The sequence below is a fragment of the Tateyamaria sp. genome (assembly GCF_039945315.1).
In the GTDB taxonomy this organism is placed as follows: Bacteria; Pseudomonadota; Alphaproteobacteria; order Rhodobacterales; family Rhodobacteraceae; genus Tateyamaria.
The window spans coordinates 62,415-81,867 of sequence record NZ_JBDUXB010000003.1 but is presented as its reverse complement, the minus strand read 5'-3'; the positions used below and the strand labels follow the sequence as shown (position 1 = coordinate 81,867).

The following is a 19,453-nucleotide window of genomic DNA, read 5'->3' as shown; positions in this document are numbered from 1 at the left end:
ACTTTGACAAGGGCATCAGGCAAAAAAAGTTGGAGCAGGACGTGGAGACTTTCCCCCGAACGCAGTATCACCACGGTGATTTACGTGCGCATCTTATTGAAACTGTTCGTATTCTTGTCGAAGAGAAGGGCGCGGATGGGTTTTCTATATCCGAGGCGGCGCGCCGTGCGGGCGTCAGTTCTGCGGCACCTTACAAGCATTTTTCGGACCGTGGAGAGATCGTGCGCGCCGTCGCATTGGCGGGAATCGACCGCATGCGGGACCAGATGGATGCCGCCGCAAAGGCTGCCACTGGTAATCCTCTGGCCCCGATCATGGCGCTGGGTCTGTGTTATGCCAACTTTGCCCGCACCGAACCGGGTGTGTTCCGCCTGATGTTCGGCCTGACAAAGGATCACGACGAAGATCCCGAATTGCAGACGCACGGGGATGCGTGTTTTGACGTGGTAAAGCGAGAGGTGCGTGCCTTCTTGGCCGAAGGGTACCCGGATCAGGAGATCGAACGTCGTTCCTACATGCTGCACATGTTTGTGCACGGTCACGCTTTCCTCGAGATTGATGGCAAGCACGATCTGGATATGAGCGAAGAGCAAGAGGCCATGCTGATGGCGGATATCGCGCGACGGATCATGCAGGATTGAATATGATCTCAAATTGGTATACCTTGGTATACAATTGAGCAAAGGACATCAGACATGCAAGACAGCTACACCGACTGTTTGACTGTTGCGCGGGCCGAATTGGCCACAGCGCAACGCCTGCTGGCTGCTGAGATCAGCGCCTACCCAACGCCCATCTCAGGCTGTGACGCGCAGTTCAATCACCTGCTGGCCGAAAGGGTACGTATTGCGGATGCCCTGTCTCAATTGGATGCATCCGTCTTTGTGCCTACGCCTCGCATGCCCACTCCTGCGGATCGGATGGAAAGCCGTTGAAAGTTCATATTCTGGATGACTGGTTCGACACGCTGCGCACTTTGCCTTGTTTCGCCAAACTGGCTGCCCACGATGTGACGGTTTGGACAGATCACGAACCGGATCCGGCAAAACTGGCCGAGCGTGTACGGGATGCAGAATGCCTCGTCCTGTTCCGGGAACGGAGCAAGATCGGTGCGGATCTGCTCTGCCGGCTCGACGCGCTCAAACTGATCAGTCAGCGTAGTTTTTATCCCCATGTTGATGTGCCAGCCTGTTCCGCGAACGGTGTTTTACTGTGTTCAAATATGCATGCAGGTGCGCCGTCTTACGCCGCTGCTGAAATGACCCTGACCTTGATGTTGGCCCATTATCGCCAAATCCCTCAGCAAGTGGCCTCGTTGAAGGCCGGGCAGTGGCAGGTGGAAGTGGGGCGGACGTTGCGCGGACGCACCTTAGGCCTGTACGGCTATGGTCGGATCGCTGGCGCCGTCGCGGTCTATGCCAAGGCTTTGGGAATGAATGTGCAATGGTGGGGATCCGAAGCGGGCCGCGCGCGCGCCATAGCAGATGGCGAGACTGTCCCGGAAAGCCGCGAGGCCTTTTTCGCAACGTCCGACATTGTTAGTCTTCATGTGCGTTTGAAGCCAGAGACGCGAGGGCTGGTCACTGCACAGGACTTGGCAGCAATGCGACCGCGCGCGCTGCTGATCAATACATCGCGCTCCGGGTTGATTGCGCCGGGTGTGCTTGAGGCTGAGATCGCGCGTGATCGCATCCACGCCGCGGTGGACGTCTATGACAACGAACCGATGACGGATACGACCAATATCCTGGCTACGCACCCTAACGTGCTCGCGACACCGCATATCGGCTTTGTCACCGAGGATGAGTTTGAACTGCAGTTTTCGGACATCTTTGATCAGGTCAATGCGTATGCGAATGGCGCACCCATAAATGTGATCAATCCCGAGGCCCTTTGAAAAGCCGTGCAAAGAGCGGTGCGCCGAGGATCACCACGAATATCCGCAACACGTGGTGTGCGATCACAAAGGCCACATCGGCCCCAACGATCAGCGCAAGGATCGTGAGCTCTGCCTGACCGCCTGGGGCAAAGGCCAGCAGGGCGTCCATCCCCCCGGCCAGATCCATCAGGTATATTCCTTCGACAAAGATGAGGGTCAGCACGATCAGGATGCCGCAAAAGCCCAGACCCGCCGTCAGGTCACGACGCACTTCTTGCATGGTGATACCTGTGTACTTCATCCCGACGCCCATCCCGATAAAGAACTGTGCGGCCCAGATCGCCTCGACCGGTGGGCGGTGGTGCAAAAGGCCTGTGATTGCGCAGATTGCAGCCACGATTAAAGGCCCGAGGATAGAGGCCCCGAACATGCCGATCCGCTTGGCGCCTTGCCAGCCAACCAGCGCACAGGCAATCATTAACAACAACTGATCCAGTGGCACGCTTTTGGCAGGCGCGCCAGGCGGGTTGCTGAGGTCTGCGTCCCACAGACCTTGCAGGATAAACGGCAACGCCACCACGATCACCAGCACTCGTGTGGCGTGGATCAGCGACAGCGCGCGTGGGTTGCCTCCGGCCTCCTCCCCAAACACCAGCATGTCCTGAAGACCGCCGGGCATGGTCGAGTAGTAACTGGTTGCAAAGTCATAGCCCCAGAGACGCTGGAAATAGGGCACCCCGATCAGGCCAATTAGTAATACCATGACCGGGATCAACATTAGCGTTGGCCACATCTGCACCATTGAGGCCAGCACGAGTGGTGTGAACGTGGCCCCGACCGCGAGGCCGAGAATAGTCCGCATGCCCTCGTTGAGCGGTTTGATCCCGTTCATCTTGACGCCCGATAGCGCAGCAATCAGGCAGGCCGCAATCGGCCCAAGCAACCATGGGAGGGGCAGGGCGGCGGCGTGAAATACCGCGACTCCGACCGCAGCAATAGCAAAGGTCAGCGCCGTGCTTCTCACCGGGCCAGAACCTTGAGGCGGTGGACCAGCGACGTTTGCAAATGGGTTGCCGCCGCCTCGCCCGCGCCGATGACGTCACCGGCGGCGATAGCATCGAGGATCGCAGAATGTTGCGTGCTGACCTCGGCAATCCGCGCGGGGTCGTCAAGCGTGGTTGGCCCGAGTAACATCAGTGCGTTGTTGAGTGCTCGGGCAGCGTCCAAAAGGAACCTGTTGCGTGTGGCAAGGTAAATGCCTCGATGGAAGTCCTGATTGAGCGCGGCGGCCTCTGCTGGGTCGCTGGAGGCAAGTGTCTTGTTGAGGTCCCGGAGCGCTGCAATCTCTGCAGGGCCCGCATGCTTGGCCGCCATCTCGGCGGCTGTGCGTTCCAGAACGCTGCGCATCTCATAGAGTTCTACCAGTTCACCATGGCTCAGCTGGCGAATGATGGCTCCAAGGCGCGGGCGATGCTCGACAATGCCCTCTGCCTCTAGTCTGCGCAGAGCTTCGCGAACTGGTGTTCGGGATAGATTTAGCCGGCTGGCAACATCTGTTTCTCGCAACCGATCACCGGGAGAGAACTCTCCGTTGCGAATGGCGGCAAGCAGTTTGGCGTAGGCAATTTCGCCCTGGCTCATATCGGGAGTGGTCATGGCAGGTTCTCACTTTTTGTATCCGCTTGGATACAAAAACTACATTAAGGAGATTGGGGCACACTGTCAAAGCGTGCGCTCAATAATCCTTTTGAATGAAGAGCCCAAGGCTTGTGTTACTGTCTGATCCCACGCTACCGCGCACTGTCAGGCTGTCGCTTAGATCAACGTTGATGGACAGTTCGGCTCCATCCTGTCCTCCAACTGTCACGTCCGTATAAACGTTGTCTGAAAGGTACTTGCCCGCCCGCAAGGCGGAACTGCCATCTTCATCCGTCGTGATGTCCAGATCATCCAGACCAATAGACCCGCGCAGTTGTGACACAAGTCCTTCGCCGCCCACTCCGGCCAGGGTAGCAACCGCACTGGCCAGTTGCAGCGCTTGAAAGGCAGAAAGTTGCGAGATGTCACGCCCGAAAATGACCTGCGCCAGAACCTGATCCTGTGGCGCTTCGGGGTTGGATTCAAATGATACTTCGATGTCTTCCAGCGGGCCTTCGACAATGATACTGGCGGTCCCGGTTTCGGTGGTAGTTTCTGCCACCAGACGCAAAAACGGTTCGAACCGCCCCTCCAGTTCCACACGTCCCTCAGTCAGATCAAACCGCCTGTTGAGAATATCGATCCGGCCTCTGATCAAATCGATCTGCCCGATTGAGATCACGTCTGCGGTGCTGCCGGAGATCTTTAAGTCGCCCCCGAGTTCCGCGTTGATCCCGCGCCCACGTACGAAGACCTTCGAAGGCAAATTGATCGTGATATCAAGCGGGTATGCAACGGGGCTGCCACCGCCACTAGCATTGTCGCTTTCCTGAGCCACCAGACCGGCTCGCTCCCGTGTACGCATTTGGGGCCGGGTCTCGCCGATATGTGTGATGTCCGGGATTGAGCCGAGAGTCGACACGGTGCTGTTTGGGACGCGCACCGTCGTTTCACCCACGTCGATTGTTCCCGCAATCTCTGCCCCGCCCAAAAGCGGACCGTTGACGGATATGCCACCATTAACGAGGCTGGTGTAGTTCACGTTGTCCGTAACAACGATATTGTTCAGCCCGACTTCCAGTTGCGCTGGGAATGCCCCACTCAAAGTGATCGGTCCGTTCACACCAATAGAACCGCCTTCTCTCACCTGCGCGGTTACCCCGAGGTTTGCTTGTTCGCCCGTCAGGTCCACAGCGGCGGTGATGTCCGAAAAGGAGAATGGCAGGCTGGGGTCGGCAAATTGTGTTCCGGCAGTGCTGATCCGCCCACGCACGGACGAGGGCGCTGGAGGGCCGTCAACAGTAAGGTCAAAGTCAACAGTCCCCGAAACAGAGCGGGGCGCAATGAAGGTATTCACCAACCCCAACTGCGCCTGTCCTTTGGCATCCAGTTCGAGTTCCCCAGAACTCCCAACCAGCCCTTGAACCTGCGCGGTGGTGCCTCCGGGTCCTTCAAGAGTGGCATCGACGTCAAAACCGCTCGCGACCTGCGTGGCCGTTCCGGAAAGAGCGGCGGCTCCGGAGAATCCCGACAACAGCGCGCCCACATCTGGCACCTGAACCTCATAGCGTGCCGCTGCCCCATCGGCACTGTAGGTGCCATCAATGTTCGCGATACTGGAGTATGGGCCGTCTATCTCAGTTTCAACGGTCCAGCCCTGATCGACCTGTGCCACGGTGCCTGCCACGTTCAGTGGTCCCGAAATACCGGGAGCAAGAGGGGCCACATTAGGCATTGCCAGTTCAAAGTCGGTCGCCAGTTGCTCTGATTTGTAGGTGCCGCTAACTTTGCCTGTGCTTTCAAATGGTCCCGTCAGGTCTGTGGCAAAAGCCCACCCGTCATCTTGCTGCTGCACGTTTCCATCCAGCGTCGCAGCGCCATTGATACCCGGGGCAAGCGCAGACACATCTGGCAGACGAGCTGCATAGTCTGCGCTGAGTATGCCGGACAGGAGTGCTCCCGTCGCATTGACCTGAGCGTCATAGGGGCCGGAAAGGTCCGTTACGAATTCCCACCCAGTAGGTACTTGCTGCACTTCCCCGGTCACGTCGAGCGCGCCGGTGACGCCGGGCGCGAGTGTAGATACGTCCGGCACGTTGGCAGAGTATTTGGCGTTCAGGATTCCGGCAAGCAGTGCGCCTGTTGCATTGACGGTAGCATCATACGGGCCAGACAGATCCGTGGCGAACTCGTAGCCGTCTGCTACCTGCTGTATCTCACCGTTCATTTTCAGTGCGCCAGGAATGCCGGGTGCAAAAGGATCAAGCGAAGGTAGGAAGCCCGAATAGTTCGCATTGAGAATGCCATCAGCAAAACGCCCGGAGGCGGTCACTGCGCTGTCAAATGGTCCGTCTATTTCGGTGTCAAAGTCCCACGCCCCGTTGCGCTGTTGCGCGCTGGCAGCGAACTGCGCCCCACCTTCCAGTTGCGGCACAAGTGGTTTCAGGTCGGGCACGCCCGCGTCGAGGTCGATATCGATCTGCGCGCCCTCAATCCGCGCATCCAACGTGGCTGATGCATCCAGTGGCCCGGCCAGCGTCGCCCCAACATCCCAGACTTCGCCTGTCTGGCGCGCGTTGCCTTCGACGCTGAGTGGACCTTCGAGAGTATCCACAACCCGCCCCGCATCGTCGAGGCGGAAAGCATAGCGGGCCTCAGAGGCACCGGACTGCAAATTAGCAGATACGTCGGCAGATAGTGCGGGGTTGTTTAGTGTCAGACGGTCTAGAAACGTCCCGGTTGAATCGCGGCGTGCGGCGAGGTCGACGGCAGTTTGACCTGCCAGCACGGCGTCGGCCTGTGGGATGCCAAGCGCGAGGTCTTGGGTGGTGCCAGTAATCACGACGTCAAAAAAACCGCCCAAAGCTGCGTTGCCCGTCACACCGATCTGCCCGGCGCCGGTCAGTTCGACACCTGCGAGCGTGGCAAAGGCCGACAAGTCAGGGGTGTCCAGTTTCAGATCAAAAGCGGTGGAAAAATCTTCGCTCAGCCTTTTCACGGTTGTAGACCCGCTCGCTTGCCAGGCCGCGCCGGTCAAGGACAGGTTGGTTAGTTGCAAAGGCGCGTCATCGGCATATTGCACATCCAACCCACCGCGCACGATTGTGCCAATAGCCTGCGCCAGCGCGGGGTCGATAAATCCGAGGCCGGATGCGGCCAGATCTATTCGGGTAGCGAGCGACCCGATGGCATCAACGTCACCCGACAGGGTGCCGTCCAGATCAAGCGTGAGTTCTTCGGCGGTCAGTTCCGCCCGGTCCAGCCCGGCGATGGAGACTTGTGCAGTCAGCGCGTCGCTGTCGCTGGTATCAAAGGTAACGGCCAAGTCAGCGCTGTTGATGCGTGTTTCCGCTCCGCTTGCTCCGGGCAGCAGGACCGGTGTGCCGCTGGGATCTGAAATTTGCCCTTTGACATCCAGCAGAATGGGCCAGCGATCGCTGTTCAGCGCAACCTGACCGCTCAGTTCCAGCGCGCGGGCTTGCAGATCGAACTGGCTGAGCGTGAGCGCGCCGTCGCTGTCCTGATTGCCCTGTGCACTCAAAGAGACTTCGGGGCCAAAGAAGGCGGCGTATTCCGGCAGGAAAAGGGCCGTGACATCGCCGCCAAGGTCCACGTCAAAGTCCATTGGCCCGTCTTCTTCGCTTTGCAGGGCCAGTGTTCCGGCAAGCCGTGGAGTGTCATCGGTGCGCAAATCCAGTGTGCCGGTGAAGTCACTCAACGCACCGCTTCCGTCGATGTTCAAATCAACGCTGGGGCGACCGGGCAGGTTCATCAGCCCAGACAAAATCCCATTCGCGTCCTCTGTGACCTCAAGATCAAGCGCCAGTTCGCGGGTCTCGTTGGCATAGGAGGCATCAATGCTGATTGTGCTGCGCGGTCCGTCCGAGCGTTGCGCGCGCAAAGAGACATCCCCCGCACCATCCGCAAGTGTGGCACTACCGCTGAGAGACAGTGTGGCCGCTTCGCCCAACACAGGGGCACCAAGTTCCACGGCACCGATGTCCAGTTTCTCCAGCAGGATAGAGGCCGGTAAGTCGGGCAGAGCAAAGGGCGTGGCTTCTGCATCCGGAACTTCCACCCCCGGCTGTGCAACGGGTGTACGGGGCAACTGAATGCGTGCGGCGCGCAGCTCCTGCACGTCGATGATACCGCGCAGTAAAGCACTGCGGGTCCATGTGAGTGCGACATCGTCGATCGTCAGCCAGATCCCTTCATCATCAGCGATGGTGATCTGCTCGATGCTTGCGGTGCTGGACAACGCTCCGGCAAAGCCGACAATCCGTACCGTGCGTCCGTCACTGCCCAACGCGCTTTCAAGTAGCCCGGCGATGAAACCGCGGTCTTCGTCATCGTCAGCCTCTTGCGCGATTGCGGCAAAGGGCCAGAGCAGACAGGCAACGAGGATCAGAAGGTAACGCATCAAAAGGCCTGTCCAATCCCGATGTAGACTTCGACCCCTGAGTTGTCGCCGGGTCCTGTTCCCGGTACCGCTAGATCAAATCGGATGGGGCCAATCGGAGTGTTGTAACGGACGCCCGCCCCGTAGCCAGTGTGCCATTCGCCAGACCCGTCGTAAAATGATTCCTCGCCCACATATCCGGCGTCATAAAAGCCGACAACGGAGAGATTGGCACCTGTTTGGACACGGATCTCACCTGACAGACCCACATAGGATTTACCGCCGATAATGACCCCGGGGCTGAGTTCGACCCCGAGCGACTTGTACTCCTGTCCGCGAACCGAGTCTGATCCACCAGAGAAGAATAGGAAGTCGGCAGGCGCCAATGTGATGTCGGGCCCAGCGACGGAGCCTAAAACGCCCCGGACTGCAAGAGTGACCTTTTCGCCGACTTTCCGGTAGGTGCGCAAATCAAGAGTAGTGACAATGCCGTTCTCCGTTCCGCTGATATCGAAGAACGGGGTCAGTCCAACTTTGGCGTAGTATCCTGACGTAGCATTCAATGAGTCATCGCGATGATCAAAGGTGGCGCTCAGTGGAACGGTGAAGATGGTATAGTTGCGCTCTCCCAGATCATCCCGGGTCAGTGAACGGCGAAAGCCGATGCCATATGTGTATTGTCTTTGGTCGCTGGCGAAATAAACTCCGCCGACTTCGAGGCGAGCGGAGCGCGAGAATAGGTTCGGATCGTCAACTTGCTCGATCTCGGCCAAGGCATAAGCTTCAAGATCTGTACGGAACGTTGCAGGGCGCGAAAGAAGAGCCGTCAGGCGGTAGTCCTCGCCGCCTGTTTGTCCTCCAGCCCCCGAGATCTCGCCGTCGATTTGCAAGCGTTCAGCGCCGCCAAAAATGTTGCGATGAAGCCAAAGTGCACTGACGCTGACGCCATCCAGCGTGCTGAATTCGGCCCCGAAACTGTAGCGCCGCGGCAGTTGGTCCGAGATGGTCGCTGTGACATCCAAGGTGCCATCGGGATTGGGTTCTTCGGCCTCGGTCAGCGTGACCGCAGCAAAAGTTCCGGTGCGGCGCATCCGGTCTCGGACATCGTCGATGTGTTCCGGGTCAAAAACCTCACCGCTTTCCCAGCCCATTATTTCGCGAATGCGCTCTTCGCGCACCGCGCTTTCGCTTTCGATGATCAATTTCCCAAACCGCAGGCGCGGGCCTGGATCAAGCGTGACCGCCGCACTCAACGTCTTTTCTGGGTGGCGCGCCGTAATCTTCTGATCGGACACAGCGGCTTTCGCGTGGCCGGCATGCCGCCAGCCTTCAATCTGAGCAGCTGTTCCAGCGCGCAGTGTAGAGATCCGTGCTGTATCTCCCGGCATCAGTCCGGGCACAGGTTCAGACGTCGGGGCCTGGGGCGTAATCGAGACATTGCCAAAGGTGAACTGAGAGCCTGGGTCAACCGTAATCACAACGCGTGGGATGGTGGGTGGCGCGGCCACGGCAGACAGTGACGACACCTCGCGGCCATCCACCTGAATGCTGATCGTGGGGGCAAAATACCCTTTCTCATAGAGAACGCCGATCAACCGGCTATAGTCGGCCTGCGCCGCACTAAGCACTTCAATGCCGCTGGCAGGCTCGCCCGTGTCTGTACCGTCCACAAGGGATGCGGCAAGCGAGCCGATCCGCAAGTCATCGGCCACTTCTTCCGGAGCGTTGATTGTCACTTCAAGCGCGACCGCAGTGGATGCCGCACAAGTTGCGATAACAACGCAAACAAGAGCACGTCGGATGGTTCCGATCATAAAACAACACCTCACCGCATTATCTTGGGCGGCTTTGGTCAATGAATGCCAAATGTGCGCCTCGGGCACCAGCGTTTAACACGTTATTTTGGACAAGATCTGTGCTGTGTTGTGTTCTGGCGGTCACGTTTTGATATAACCCGCCACCACCTGCAGCAAGCGGAAGGCAGTGGCAGCATCGTTTTCGACAACGGCCATGAAATCTTCTTCGCTGATGCGCAGGCAGGACAGTGGGGTACGGGCGCGCATGTCTAGCGCACGGGGTTCGCGCCGGATCAGGCCCAGTTCTCCCACCAGCGCTCCGGCTCCGACCGTGGCGATCAGTTGATCCTCGCCACCTGGGCGCGGCAGAAGCAGGTCCGCTTCCCCTTCGATAATCATATAGGCGCCGTCGGTGGGATCGTCGTGTTTGCGGAACACGTATTCACCGGGGATGGCCTTGTACCAGCGCGCCCCGAACGCCAACAGTCGCAGCTGTTTGCGTTTCAGTCCTGCAAAAAGGGGTGTGCGGCTCAGAGCTTCCAACTTGCGCGCGAGGTCTGCGCCCACTTCGCTGTCGGCCTCGACCCTAGCCCCTTCGGCACCGACGAGACGCCCTTGCTGTACTTCAAATTGCAGATCAAAAACGCCTTCGTCCTCAAAGGCGTCATCTAGGAAGACGATGATCGACTCTGGAAGCAGTTTACGCAAATTGGCAATCAGCGCCTCGCGCGTTTCGGGGTCATAGCTGGACATCACCTTGTCGAGGATCAACAGATCAGGCCGTTTGATCGTGGCGCGGCTAATCGACAGCGGTTCGGCGAAAAGAGCCGGAAGGTTGGCCCCGCCGAGGGCGATCGGCACGTCAAATACCAGTTCAAGCACCAGCGGACTGATGCCTTCGTCCGCGAGGACCTGAACCACGATGCGCCGCAACTCTTCGCCCCTTGTCCCGGCCCCTTCGGCCACTTTGCCAAACAACACATTTTCCAGAACGGTCAGCCCAAAGACATATGACCCTTCGTCGATCGGGACAAAAAGGTCATCCATCTGCTCTCGCAGCGTGTCCCCGTGCTGGGCGCGCATGGCCAGAATGCGGCCTTTGATCTCTTCAGGAAAGGATTGGCCAACCTGTTCAGCGGTCACCGCCGAGGGCACGCTAAGCAGCAGCGCCAAGTCACCATCCGTGATCTCTGATCCGGGCGGTTTGCGGTTCACAAGATCAAGGGCGGCCTCATAGACCTCGACGTCCAGCCCGACCTTGCGAAACAGGGGGTGGTCGGTACCATTGGCGCCAAAGATCTGACGCAGCATTTCGATGATGTTACGGGCCAGTTGTTCGAGATTGCCGGCCAGTTCGAGTGCGTGGAGCAGGCGCAGGAATTCGAGCTTTGCTTCGATAATTTCGGGTGTGATCGTCTCGCATGGAGTGGCAAAAAGCAGGTTTTCCGCAATTGGGAGCGCGGGGTTATACGCCTCTCTGTCAAACCGGTGAACAAAGTTTGACAGACCCGCATCCTCAATCGCTGCCGCGACTTTGGGGCGCAAGTCGATCAGGGCGGTCGTCAGAGCCTGGTGTTTTTCGGCGTCACATGCCTGATCCAACGTGCGCCGTGTCAGTACCTCGCCACTGCCCGATCCATCGATCAAAGTATACCACCAAGCGCGCAACTGATCTCTGTCGTCGACCCCGGCAAGGGTCGGGTCGACCCAATGAGCCTTGAGCATGTCGGGGGAGTTGCCTGCGCGCACAGCCTCGCGGGCGAATTCTGTGTCATCTCCCGGCTCCAGTGGCGCCGCGCGCATTGGCATCATCACGTTCTGCCCATAGCTGCCCTGAAACAGGATGGGCCGTGAACTGGCGTGGCCGATCCGTTTTGAAATAGTAGCTTGATGCAAGGCCGTGATGTTTTGCCCGGACAGCGTGACCGTGCCACTGGTGGGCAAAGTTTCTCGCGTCAGCACCTCTGCAAGCGCGCGTCGGTCTTCGTCGTTCTCTGCGCTGACGCCAATCAGGCCCCTGGCGGGCAGCGTGATCGATATGTCCTCTAGCACCGGGTTGCCGTCGCCGTCCCGCACGGTCACCTGATCCAAAACGATGTCACCCGTTAGGCGCGGGGCCTCAGGAGCGGGGCCATAAAACAAGGCCTCATCCACCATGTCGTCGGGGGCAAAGCGTTCTGTGATCGTTTCCCAGCGCAGGGACATGTCGGCAGACTGGTTGTAGTAGGCCAGCAGCTCTTTCCAAGGAGAAGACAGGTCTTTGTAGGCGGCCAAAGCGGCGACCAACGCCCCAATGGTGACCTGCCCCTGAATGACGAGGTAACCGCCGATGGAAAAGAAAAAGAATGGGGTGAGTTGCGTGATGAAGTTATTGAGGAACTTCATGAAGAATTTCTTCTGGTAGATCTGGAACCGGATCTCAAACAGTCGCCCGAGCCGATCGCCGATCATTGCCATCCGATAGCGCCAGCCGCCGTTCACGCGTAGAGTCGAGGCGCCGACTGCCCCTTCACCAATCTCTGCCGCCAATGCGCGGACCTGTATCACCCGTTTCTTGTTCAGAAGGTTGATTTGGCGCTGTAGTTTCGGGATCAGCCAAGCCTGCAAAGGGATCAGCGCGCAGGCCGCAAGGCCAAAAGCTACTGATTGCAGGAACAGAAAGCCAAGAATGGTCAGCATCTGGCCCGCCTGCAAGACAGGCTGTGCCACGGCATCCCCCATCAGTCCGCCCATAGGTTCGCTCTCGGCGGTGACCATACTGACCAACTCACCTTGGCTCGTGCGCTCAAAGTAAGGTTGGGGAAAGCGCAGTATGCGGGCGATCAGCGTATAGCGAAAGCGACGTAGCAACCGTTCTGCCAACACGCCCTTCATGGTGTTAATCCGCATTTTCATCAGCCCATGGGCGGTAACTGCCAGCAAAAACCCGCCACAGAGTACCAACAGGTAGTTGATCTGAGAAAACTCCATGCCGAAGGCTGTGATCGTCGAAGAACCCGACCCGATCGCATCATTGATGATCTGCTTGGGCAGCTCCAACGTGAGATAGAGCAAAGGAAAAAGGGACAGCGTGACCATCAATAAGATCAGCTGATCGCGTTTGGAATACTTCCAGATAAAGGCAAAAATGGAGGATTCGATAGCTTTGACCTTGCGCAATATTGACGCCCTGCGCCTGCATCTAATCTAAGCGCGCGCGGGTCCTTAAATCAATGCTTTGTGGCACGATATTGAACACATGCGCGAGGTGGATTGCCCAGAGCGGATTGCCATCCTAGGATAGGGGGCAGTGAAATCCGTAAAGGTGCGTCCTTGAGTGATCCTGTTTATTTTGTATTAGGGCTGCTGTTCTTGCTGCAGGCCAAGCATCTGTTTGCGGATTTCTACCTGCAAACCGCTCTTATGTTGCGCGACCGAGGTCGATACATGCACGTTGGGCGCTTTTACCACGCGGGCATTCACGGTGCTGGGTCGCTGATCGCATTCGTCCTTATGGGAGTGCCTTTTGGGCTGGCTCTGACCGTTTCAGCGATCGAATGGGCTGTGCATTTTCATATCGATTGGGCCAAGGGCGTGTGGTCGGATCGCTCAGGCCATGGCCCGGATCAGGCCGGATACTGGCGTGCTTTTGGTGTGGATCAGGCTTTGCACCAATGGACCTATCTGGTGATGGCTTGGGCTGTTTTGCCATAAACAGAACGGAGTGACGACGGGTGGCAACAAAGTCATTGAGGTGTCTTACTTTTCTCTCCCCAAATTGTTCAAAGTGATGTCAAATACCGAGGCTGGCCGCTTGGGAGGGTGTGCCGCCGCATGAAGGAATATCCTTGGGAGGGTAACGCACCATGGCAGATATGACCACCGATGTGCTGATCATTGGCACCGGACCCGCGGGTTCGGCTTGCGCAGCACTACTGTCCTCATATGGGATCGAGAACATGGCTGTGAACCGCTATCGTTGGCTGGCCAACAGCCCCCGCGCGCACATTACGAACCAACGCACCATGGAAGTGTTGCGGGATCTTGGCCCCGAGGTCGAAGCTGAGGCCTACATGCATGCAACCGAACAGGATCTCATGGGCACCAATGTGTTCTGCGAAAGCCTGACAGGCGAGGAACTGGGGCGTATCCAGACATGGGGCACCCATCCTAACAGCCGTGCCGAGCATCAGTTGAGTTCGCCAAGCAAAATGAACGATCTGCCGCAAACGTTCATGGAACCACTCCTGTTCAAGACGGCCTGCGCGCGGGGCACACAGGCGCGAATGTCCTGCGAGTACCAAACCCATGAAGCTGACGCCGAAGGTGTGACGACAACGATCCTCGACCGGTTGACGGGCAAGACCTTTACCGTGCGTTCGAAATACCTCGTGGGGGCCGATGGCGGCAACTCACTGGTTGCCGAACACATTGGTGTCCCAATTGAAGGCAAAATGGGTGTCGCAGGCTCAATTAACCTTCTGTTCAAAGCGGACCTGACTGCACATGTCGCGCACCGCCCGTCGGTCCTTTATTGGGTTATGCAGCCGGGATCCAACGTGGGCGGCATCGGCATGGGCGTTGTGCGCATGATCCGCCCCTGGAATGAATGGATGGCGATCTGGGGCTATGACATCGATGGTGAGCGCCCCGAATTGACCGATGAAGAGGCCAAGAAGATCATCCGTGATCTGGTGGGTGACTCGGAGCTTGAGATCGAGATGCAGTCGATTAGCTATTGGACGGTCAATGACGCCTACGCCACCGAAATGTCCAAGGGGCGGGTGTTCATCATGGGGGATGCGGCGCACCGCCACCCGCCCAGCAACGGCCTGGGGTCGAACACGTCGATCCAGGATGCGTTCAATCTGGCTTGGAAAATCGCAGCCGTGCTGAAGGGGCAGGCGGGTGCGGGCCTGCTCGACACCTACAACGTCGAACGCGCGCCGATCGCCAAGCAAATCGTGACGCGCGCCAACCAGTCCATCGGCGAATTTGGCCCGATCTTCGAAGCGCTTGGCCTGATTGGACATACGGACCCGGATGTTATGCAGGCGAATATGGAAAAACGCTGCGACAGTACGCCAGATGCCGAGAAACAGCGCGCCGCATTGCGCGAGGCCATTGCCTTCAAGAAGTACGAGTTCGACGCGCACGGGGTCGAGATGAACCAGCGCTATCGCTCGGACGCTGTGGTCAGCGACGGGACAGTCGAACCCGCCTTCGCAGAGGACCAAGAATTGCACTACCAACCGACCACTTGGCCCGGCGCGCGCATCCCGCATGTCTGGCTTTATGATGTGCACGGAGCGAAACACTCGACACTAGATCTGACCAAGGGCGGGTTTGCCTTGCTGACCGGGCTAAGTGGTATGGAATGGGCAGATGCCGCTGTCGCCGTTGCCGACGCACTTGGGATCAAGATGGCGGCCCACGTGATCGGACCGCGCCAGTCGCTTGTGGATCACACCGGGGACTGGGCGCGGGCGCGGGAAGTGACGGATGCGGGTTGCGTGTTGATCCGCCCGGATCACCACGTGGCGTGGCGCAGCGACGGGGCCGCGGATGACCCGCAGGCAGAACTTATGCGCGTTCTGTCGGCCATCCTGCACAAAAAACCGACGTCCTGACGAGAACGCACCGGACAGGTCTCACTTCTCTGTTTCTAAAAAATCCTCCCCGAAGGGCCGATCTGCCTTTCCTGCCTACACTCGCGCCATTGACAGAACGGTGTTTGGCGGGCCTTGTGGGCGCAAATACGTGAGGAGATTTGGACCATGATGAAAACCCGCGCCGCAGTCGCCGTCGAAGCCGGCAAGCCTCTTGAGATCATGGAGGTCAACCTGGATGGCCCCCGCAAAGGCGAAGTGCTGATAGAGATCAAGGCCACCGGCCTGTGCCATACGGATGAATTCACCCGATCCGGTGATGACCCAGAAGGGATATTTCCGGCTATTCTGGGTCACGAAGGAGCAGGCGTCGTTCTGGAGGTGGGCGAGGGGGTTACCACTCTTGAGGTTGGTGATCATGTCATCCCGCTTTACACGCCGGAATGCCGCGAATGCGAATACTGTCTCTCTGGCAAAACCAACCTGTGCCAGAAAATCCGGATCACCCAAGGGCAGGGTCTGCTGCCGGACGGCACCACACGTTTTTCGATGCTTGATGGTACACCGATCCACCACTACATGGGCTGTTCCACCTTCGCCAACCACACCGTCGTGCCCGAAATCGCCCTGGCCAAGGTGCGCAAGGACGCGCCATTCGACAAGATTTGCTATATCGGCTGCGGCGTGACCACGGGCATCGGAGCGGTGATCAATACCGCCAAAGTCGAGATCGGCGCACGCTGCGTGGTTTTTGGTCTGGGCGGCATCGGGTTGAACGTGATCCAGGGCCTGCGCCTTGCCGGTGCGGACCAGATTGTCGGTGTGGACCTGAACGACGACAAGGCCGAGGTCGGCAAGTATTTTGGTATGACCGACTTCGTCAATCCCACAGCGGTGGACGGCGATTTGGTGGGATACCTTGTGGAACTGACCAAGGGCGGTGCGGATTATTCCTTTGACGCCACAGGCAACACCAAGGTGATGCGCGACGCACTTGAGTGCGCCCACAAGGGTTGGGGCGAAAGCATCATCATCGGGGTCGCCCCGGCGGGCGCGGAAATCTCGACCCGTCCATTCCAGCTGGTCACCGGACGCGTCTGGCGCGGCACGGCCTTTGGCGGCGCCAAGGGGCGCACTGATGTGCCCAAAATCGTGGACTGGTACATGGACGGCAAGATCGAGATCGATCCGATGATCACACACAAATTGTCACTGGATGAGATCAACCACGGCTTTGACCTGATGCACGAGGGCAAATCGATCCGGGCGGTCGTCGAGTTCTAAAAAACACGTTGCGGAGGACACTTCCGCCTTACAATTCGCGACAAAGCAAGGCGCACTTCGGTGCGCCTTTTTTTCACGCGCTGTATCGGCGCAAGAAGTGACCAGAACCAGCAGCTGAGAAAAAAGTTTAAATTGAAAATGAATAATCCGTGGGACCTCCGTGTTTTCTTTCCGTAACCCCAGCGCACGCCGCGCCCTGAAAATGGAGATGAAAAGATGCCCCAGAAAATTGACGGACTGACCTACCCTTCGACCGTGGCCGAGCTTTTGGCGATCGTGAGTTGAGCCGCATGATGCTGCAGACCTACTCATCAAATGAGGTCAAAAACCGGATCAAGTTTCTGATCAATCCACCCAAGCGGGCGGTCGTCTACACGGACTACATTGCCCCCAACGCATCCAACCGTATCGATCTGCCCAACCACATCAAAGCAATGGCGACAGATCTGATCCAAAGCAACGACCACGAACCGCGCCTTTGGCAAGGCATTGCGGACCTCGTTGAGGCGAACTGCCGCAACTTTATCGAACAGGAAATCATGTCCGATTTCTTTGATGTCAAAAGCTGTCCGGCCTTCAAAAGCCATCACACAACACGTTTGCTCGCGGCCGCAGAAAAGAAGTTCGGCAGTGCCGATGACATCTCTATCCGCCTGAACGTGAGCGACATGTCCGCCTTGCGCGGAGTCATGGTGTGTATGATCAAGGGCGACAAGAGCGGTGCCGTCGCCTGTGCCAAGGTGGCGATCCGTAGCAGCAAACTGACGGCCTCACCTGCCGAGTTCATTGACGCGGTTAAAACCAAGAAGGGTTTGACCGTAACGGGTGCCTTCAAAGTTGATATCACAAAGCTGAAATTGTGCGGGTTTGAAAAGCCGGATGCGAAAGTGCGCAATCGCATCGAAGACATGGTCAATTCGTGGATGTCCGGCGACAAAACAACTGCAAAGGCGATTTTCAAGCTTCTGCAGAAGAGCGCGGCCCCCGGCAGCTTTTTGAATACCGAAACCATCGAAAGCCTGTTCAAGACCTTCAAACGTTTCAAGGTCGTCGTCGGCTGATCGCCACAGCCGGAGGCAAGTAACGAGTGACCTTTGGTGCGAAGCGGTCGGAGTGTTTGTACCAACACACTCCGGCCGTTTCTGCGTCTTGTCAGACTGTGGTCATGCCCAGACCGGACAAGGCGCGGATTTGAGTGATGATCTCGTCCACCCCTTGTCCATGTCTGAGAGCGGCAAAGACAAAGGGGCGCCCGGCCCGCATCCGCGTGGCATCCCGCTCCATCACCTCAAGCGAGGCACCCACATGGGGCGCAAGGTCTGTTTTGTTGATGATCAGCAAATCGGATCGCGTGATCGCAGGTCCGCCCTTGCGCGGGATCTCTTCGCCTGCGGCGACATCGATCACATAAAGTGTGATGTCTGCCAGTTCTGGTGAGAATGTTGCACTCAGGTTGTCACCGCCGCTTTCGATCAGGATGGCTTCGACGTCTGGGTGACTCGCCTGCATCTGAGCCACAGCCGCCAGGTTGATCGAGGCATCTTCGCGGATCGCTGTATGCGGACAGCCCCCGGTTTCCACACCAATGATCCGGTCTTGTGGCAGAATTTGGCGTCGCATCAGTTCCTCGGCGTCTTCCTGTGTGTAGATGTCGTTGGTGATCACTCCAATGGAGTGCTGTCCCTTGAGCGCGGTTGCCAACGCAGCCGTGAGCGTCGTTTTACCTGCGCCCACGGGACCGCCGATTCCGATCCGCAGGGGGCCATTGAGTTGGGTCATGTGCGAAAGATCCTATGTGTCAGCGTTTCATGGCGCATCGCGGCGATGTCGGCAGCAAAGCTGGTGGCCGACAGATCGTCAACCGACGCCTTCTGTGCGTTGCTGGCTGTGGCCGCAATGATCGGGGCGAGATTTGCCAGCACCCTTTGCCCAGCCGTTTGGCCCAGTGGCATGAGCCGTTGCGCGGCGGCGACAAGGTTGGATGCAAAGGCGTGCAGATAGAGCGGGATGGTCTGGGCCAGCGGCACAGCCATCGCGCTGGCCGCCGCGCCAACCGCGACGGGATAGGTGAAACCACTGATAGTGATATTCCAGACCGCGCGTGCGGTGTCGCAAAAGGCGGCGCCCTGCAAATCGCTCTCCTTCAATCGTTCTGCGCTGGCGGCAAAGGCGCGGGCGGTGGCGTCGATTTGTTCTGGTGCGTCTGATTGGTAGGCCGCGGACAGCAGCACCGCATCTGCCTTGCCTGAGCCTTCCGAGATCAGAACCGCAATCCAGTTCTGCAAGCTGGCATCATCTGTAACCTGCCCGTCCGCAACGGCCTGTTCCAGCCCATGGCTATAGGCGAATGCCCCAACCGGAAACGCGGGGGACAGCCACTGCATCAGGGTGAGGGCCGGATCGCTCATGTGTGCGAATGACTGTGATCGTGCCCGTGCGTGCGGCCATGCCCATAAGCGCCGCCTTCCGGGGTGAAAGGTTCAACGACATCGCGCGTTGTGGCCCCGATCTTGCTCAGCATATCGGCCATCACGTGATCGCGCTGGATCAGCAGGCGGGTGGCTTCGATCTGGCAGGGGGTGTGGCGGTTGCCGATGTGCCACGCGATGCGGTGGAGGGCCTCTCCGGTCACTTCGAGCAGCGGTTCAGGTGCCGCATCGATACGGACTTCGCCCCCATCCGTGGTGATCAAGGTACCGCCATGATCCAGCGAAGTCGTGTGGGCCAAGTCCACAAGAAGTTGTGAACCGGAGGACAGTGTCAGCACCTTGCGCCGCAAAAAGCGGTCCTCGTAGGTGAGTTCTACGTGGTCAATGGGCGCATCGTGGGTGTGCGCGTGGTAGGTTTGGGCGGTCAACATTGTCATTCG

At 58.3% G+C, this 19,453-nt stretch carries 15 protein-coding genes; 7 read left to right on the top strand and 8 right to left on the bottom strand.

Annotated features, from left to right (window positions below):
- The first annotated feature begins 41 nt into the window (after positions 1–41).
- From ABJD00_RS00920 to ABJD00_RS00910, 3 genes are read left to right on the top strand one after another with little or no spacing between them, the layout of a single operon-like run.
- Positions 42–641, top strand: a complete 600-nt coding sequence (locus tag ABJD00_RS00920) for a TetR/AcrR family transcriptional regulator (RefSeq protein WP_413830188.1) — start codon at positions 42–44, stop codon at positions 639–641.
- 54 nt (positions 642–695) lie between these two features.
- Complete coding sequence (locus ABJD00_RS00915; protein ID WP_413830186.1) at positions 696–935, top strand: hypothetical protein; 240 nt, start codon at positions 696–698, stop codon at positions 933–935.
- Positions 932–1,897 (top strand): D-2-hydroxyacid dehydrogenase family protein, encoded by a 966-nt coding sequence (locus tag ABJD00_RS00910; protein ID WP_413830184.1) that lies wholly within the window; start codon positions 932–934, stop codon positions 1,895–1,897. The genes ABJD00_RS00915 and ABJD00_RS00910 overlap by 4 nt, the downstream gene beginning before the upstream one ends.
- Here ABJD00_RS00910 and ABJD00_RS00905 read toward each other — a convergent pair.
- From ABJD00_RS00905 to ABJD00_RS00885, 5 genes are all read right to left on the bottom strand, one after another.
- Entirely contained in the window at positions 1,878–2,903 is a 1,026-nt protein-coding gene (locus ABJD00_RS00905) for an AbrB family transcriptional regulator (RefSeq protein ID WP_413830182.1), read from the bottom strand. The genes ABJD00_RS00910 and ABJD00_RS00905 overlap by 20 nt on opposite strands.
- A complete protein-coding gene (locus ABJD00_RS00900) occupies positions 2,900–3,535 on the bottom strand; it encodes a GntR family transcriptional regulator (protein WP_413830180.1) in 636 nt (211 codons plus the stop codon). Before ABJD00_RS00900 ends, ABJD00_RS00905 begins: the two co-directional genes overlap by 4 nt.
- Before the next feature lie 79 nt (positions 3,536–3,614).
- On the bottom strand, positions 3,615–7,937 hold the full coding sequence (locus tag ABJD00_RS00895; RefSeq protein WP_413830178.1) for a translocation/assembly module TamB domain-containing protein: 4,323 nt from the start codon (positions 7,935–7,937) through the stop codon (positions 3,615–3,617).
- Positions 7,937–9,730 carry an autotransporter assembly complex protein TamA gene (locus tag ABJD00_RS00890; RefSeq protein WP_413830176.1) on the bottom strand — a complete coding sequence of 598 codons (1,794 nt, stop codon included), beginning with the start codon at positions 9,728–9,730 and terminating at the stop codon, positions 7,937–7,939. The genes ABJD00_RS00895 and ABJD00_RS00890 overlap by 1 nt, the downstream gene beginning before the upstream one ends.
- A 123-nt stretch (positions 9,731–9,853) precedes the next feature.
- Entirely contained in the window at positions 9,854–12,790 is a 2,937-nt protein-coding gene (locus tag ABJD00_RS00885; RefSeq protein WP_413830377.1) for an ABC transporter transmembrane domain-containing protein, read from the bottom strand.
- A gap of 234 nt (positions 12,791–13,024) precedes the next feature.
- Between ABJD00_RS00885 and ABJD00_RS00880 the strand changes: the two genes are divergently transcribed.
- From ABJD00_RS00880 to ABJD00_RS00865, 4 genes are all read left to right on the top strand, one after another.
- Positions 13,025–13,405 (top strand): DUF3307 domain-containing protein, encoded by a 381-nt coding sequence (locus ABJD00_RS00880; protein ID WP_413830174.1) that lies wholly within the window; start codon positions 13,025–13,027, stop codon positions 13,403–13,405.
- A gap of 152 nt (positions 13,406–13,557) precedes the next feature.
- Positions 13,558–15,321: an FAD-dependent oxidoreductase gene (locus tag ABJD00_RS00875; RefSeq protein WP_413830172.1), complete on the top strand. Its 1,764-nt coding sequence runs from the start codon at positions 13,558–13,560 to the stop codon at positions 15,319–15,321.
- 150 nt (positions 15,322–15,471) lie between these two features.
- On the top strand, positions 15,472–16,584 hold the full coding sequence (locus ABJD00_RS00870) for an S-(hydroxymethyl)glutathione dehydrogenase/class III alcohol dehydrogenase (RefSeq protein WP_413830375.1): 1,113 nt from the start codon (positions 15,472–15,474) through the stop codon (positions 16,582–16,584).
- Positions 16,585–16,874: 290 nt separating this feature from the next.
- Positions 16,875–17,645, top strand: a complete 771-nt coding sequence (locus tag ABJD00_RS00865) for a hypothetical protein (protein WP_413830170.1) — start codon at positions 16,875–16,877, stop codon at positions 17,643–17,645.
- Between the two features lie 91 nt (positions 17,646–17,736).
- Here the strand turns inward: ABJD00_RS00865 and ureG are convergent, their stop codons facing one another.
- Genes ureG through ureE form a run of 3 tightly spaced genes read right to left on the bottom strand, consistent with a single transcriptional unit; the run spans position 17,737 to position 19,450 of the window.
- Complete coding sequence (ureG, locus tag ABJD00_RS00860; protein ID WP_413830168.1) at positions 17,737–18,363, bottom strand: urease accessory protein UreG; 627 nt, start codon at positions 18,361–18,363, stop codon at positions 17,737–17,739.
- On the bottom strand, positions 18,360–18,992 hold the full coding sequence (locus ABJD00_RS00855; RefSeq protein ID WP_413830166.1) for an urease accessory protein UreF: 633 nt from the start codon (positions 18,990–18,992) through the stop codon (positions 18,360–18,362). Before ABJD00_RS00855 ends, ureG begins: the two co-directional genes overlap by 4 nt.
- Entirely contained in the window at positions 18,989–19,450 is a 462-nt protein-coding gene (ureE, locus tag ABJD00_RS00850; RefSeq protein WP_413830373.1) for an urease accessory protein UreE, read from the bottom strand. The genes ABJD00_RS00855 and ureE overlap by 4 nt, the downstream gene beginning before the upstream one ends.
- Positions 19,451–19,453: the final 3 nt, after the last annotated feature.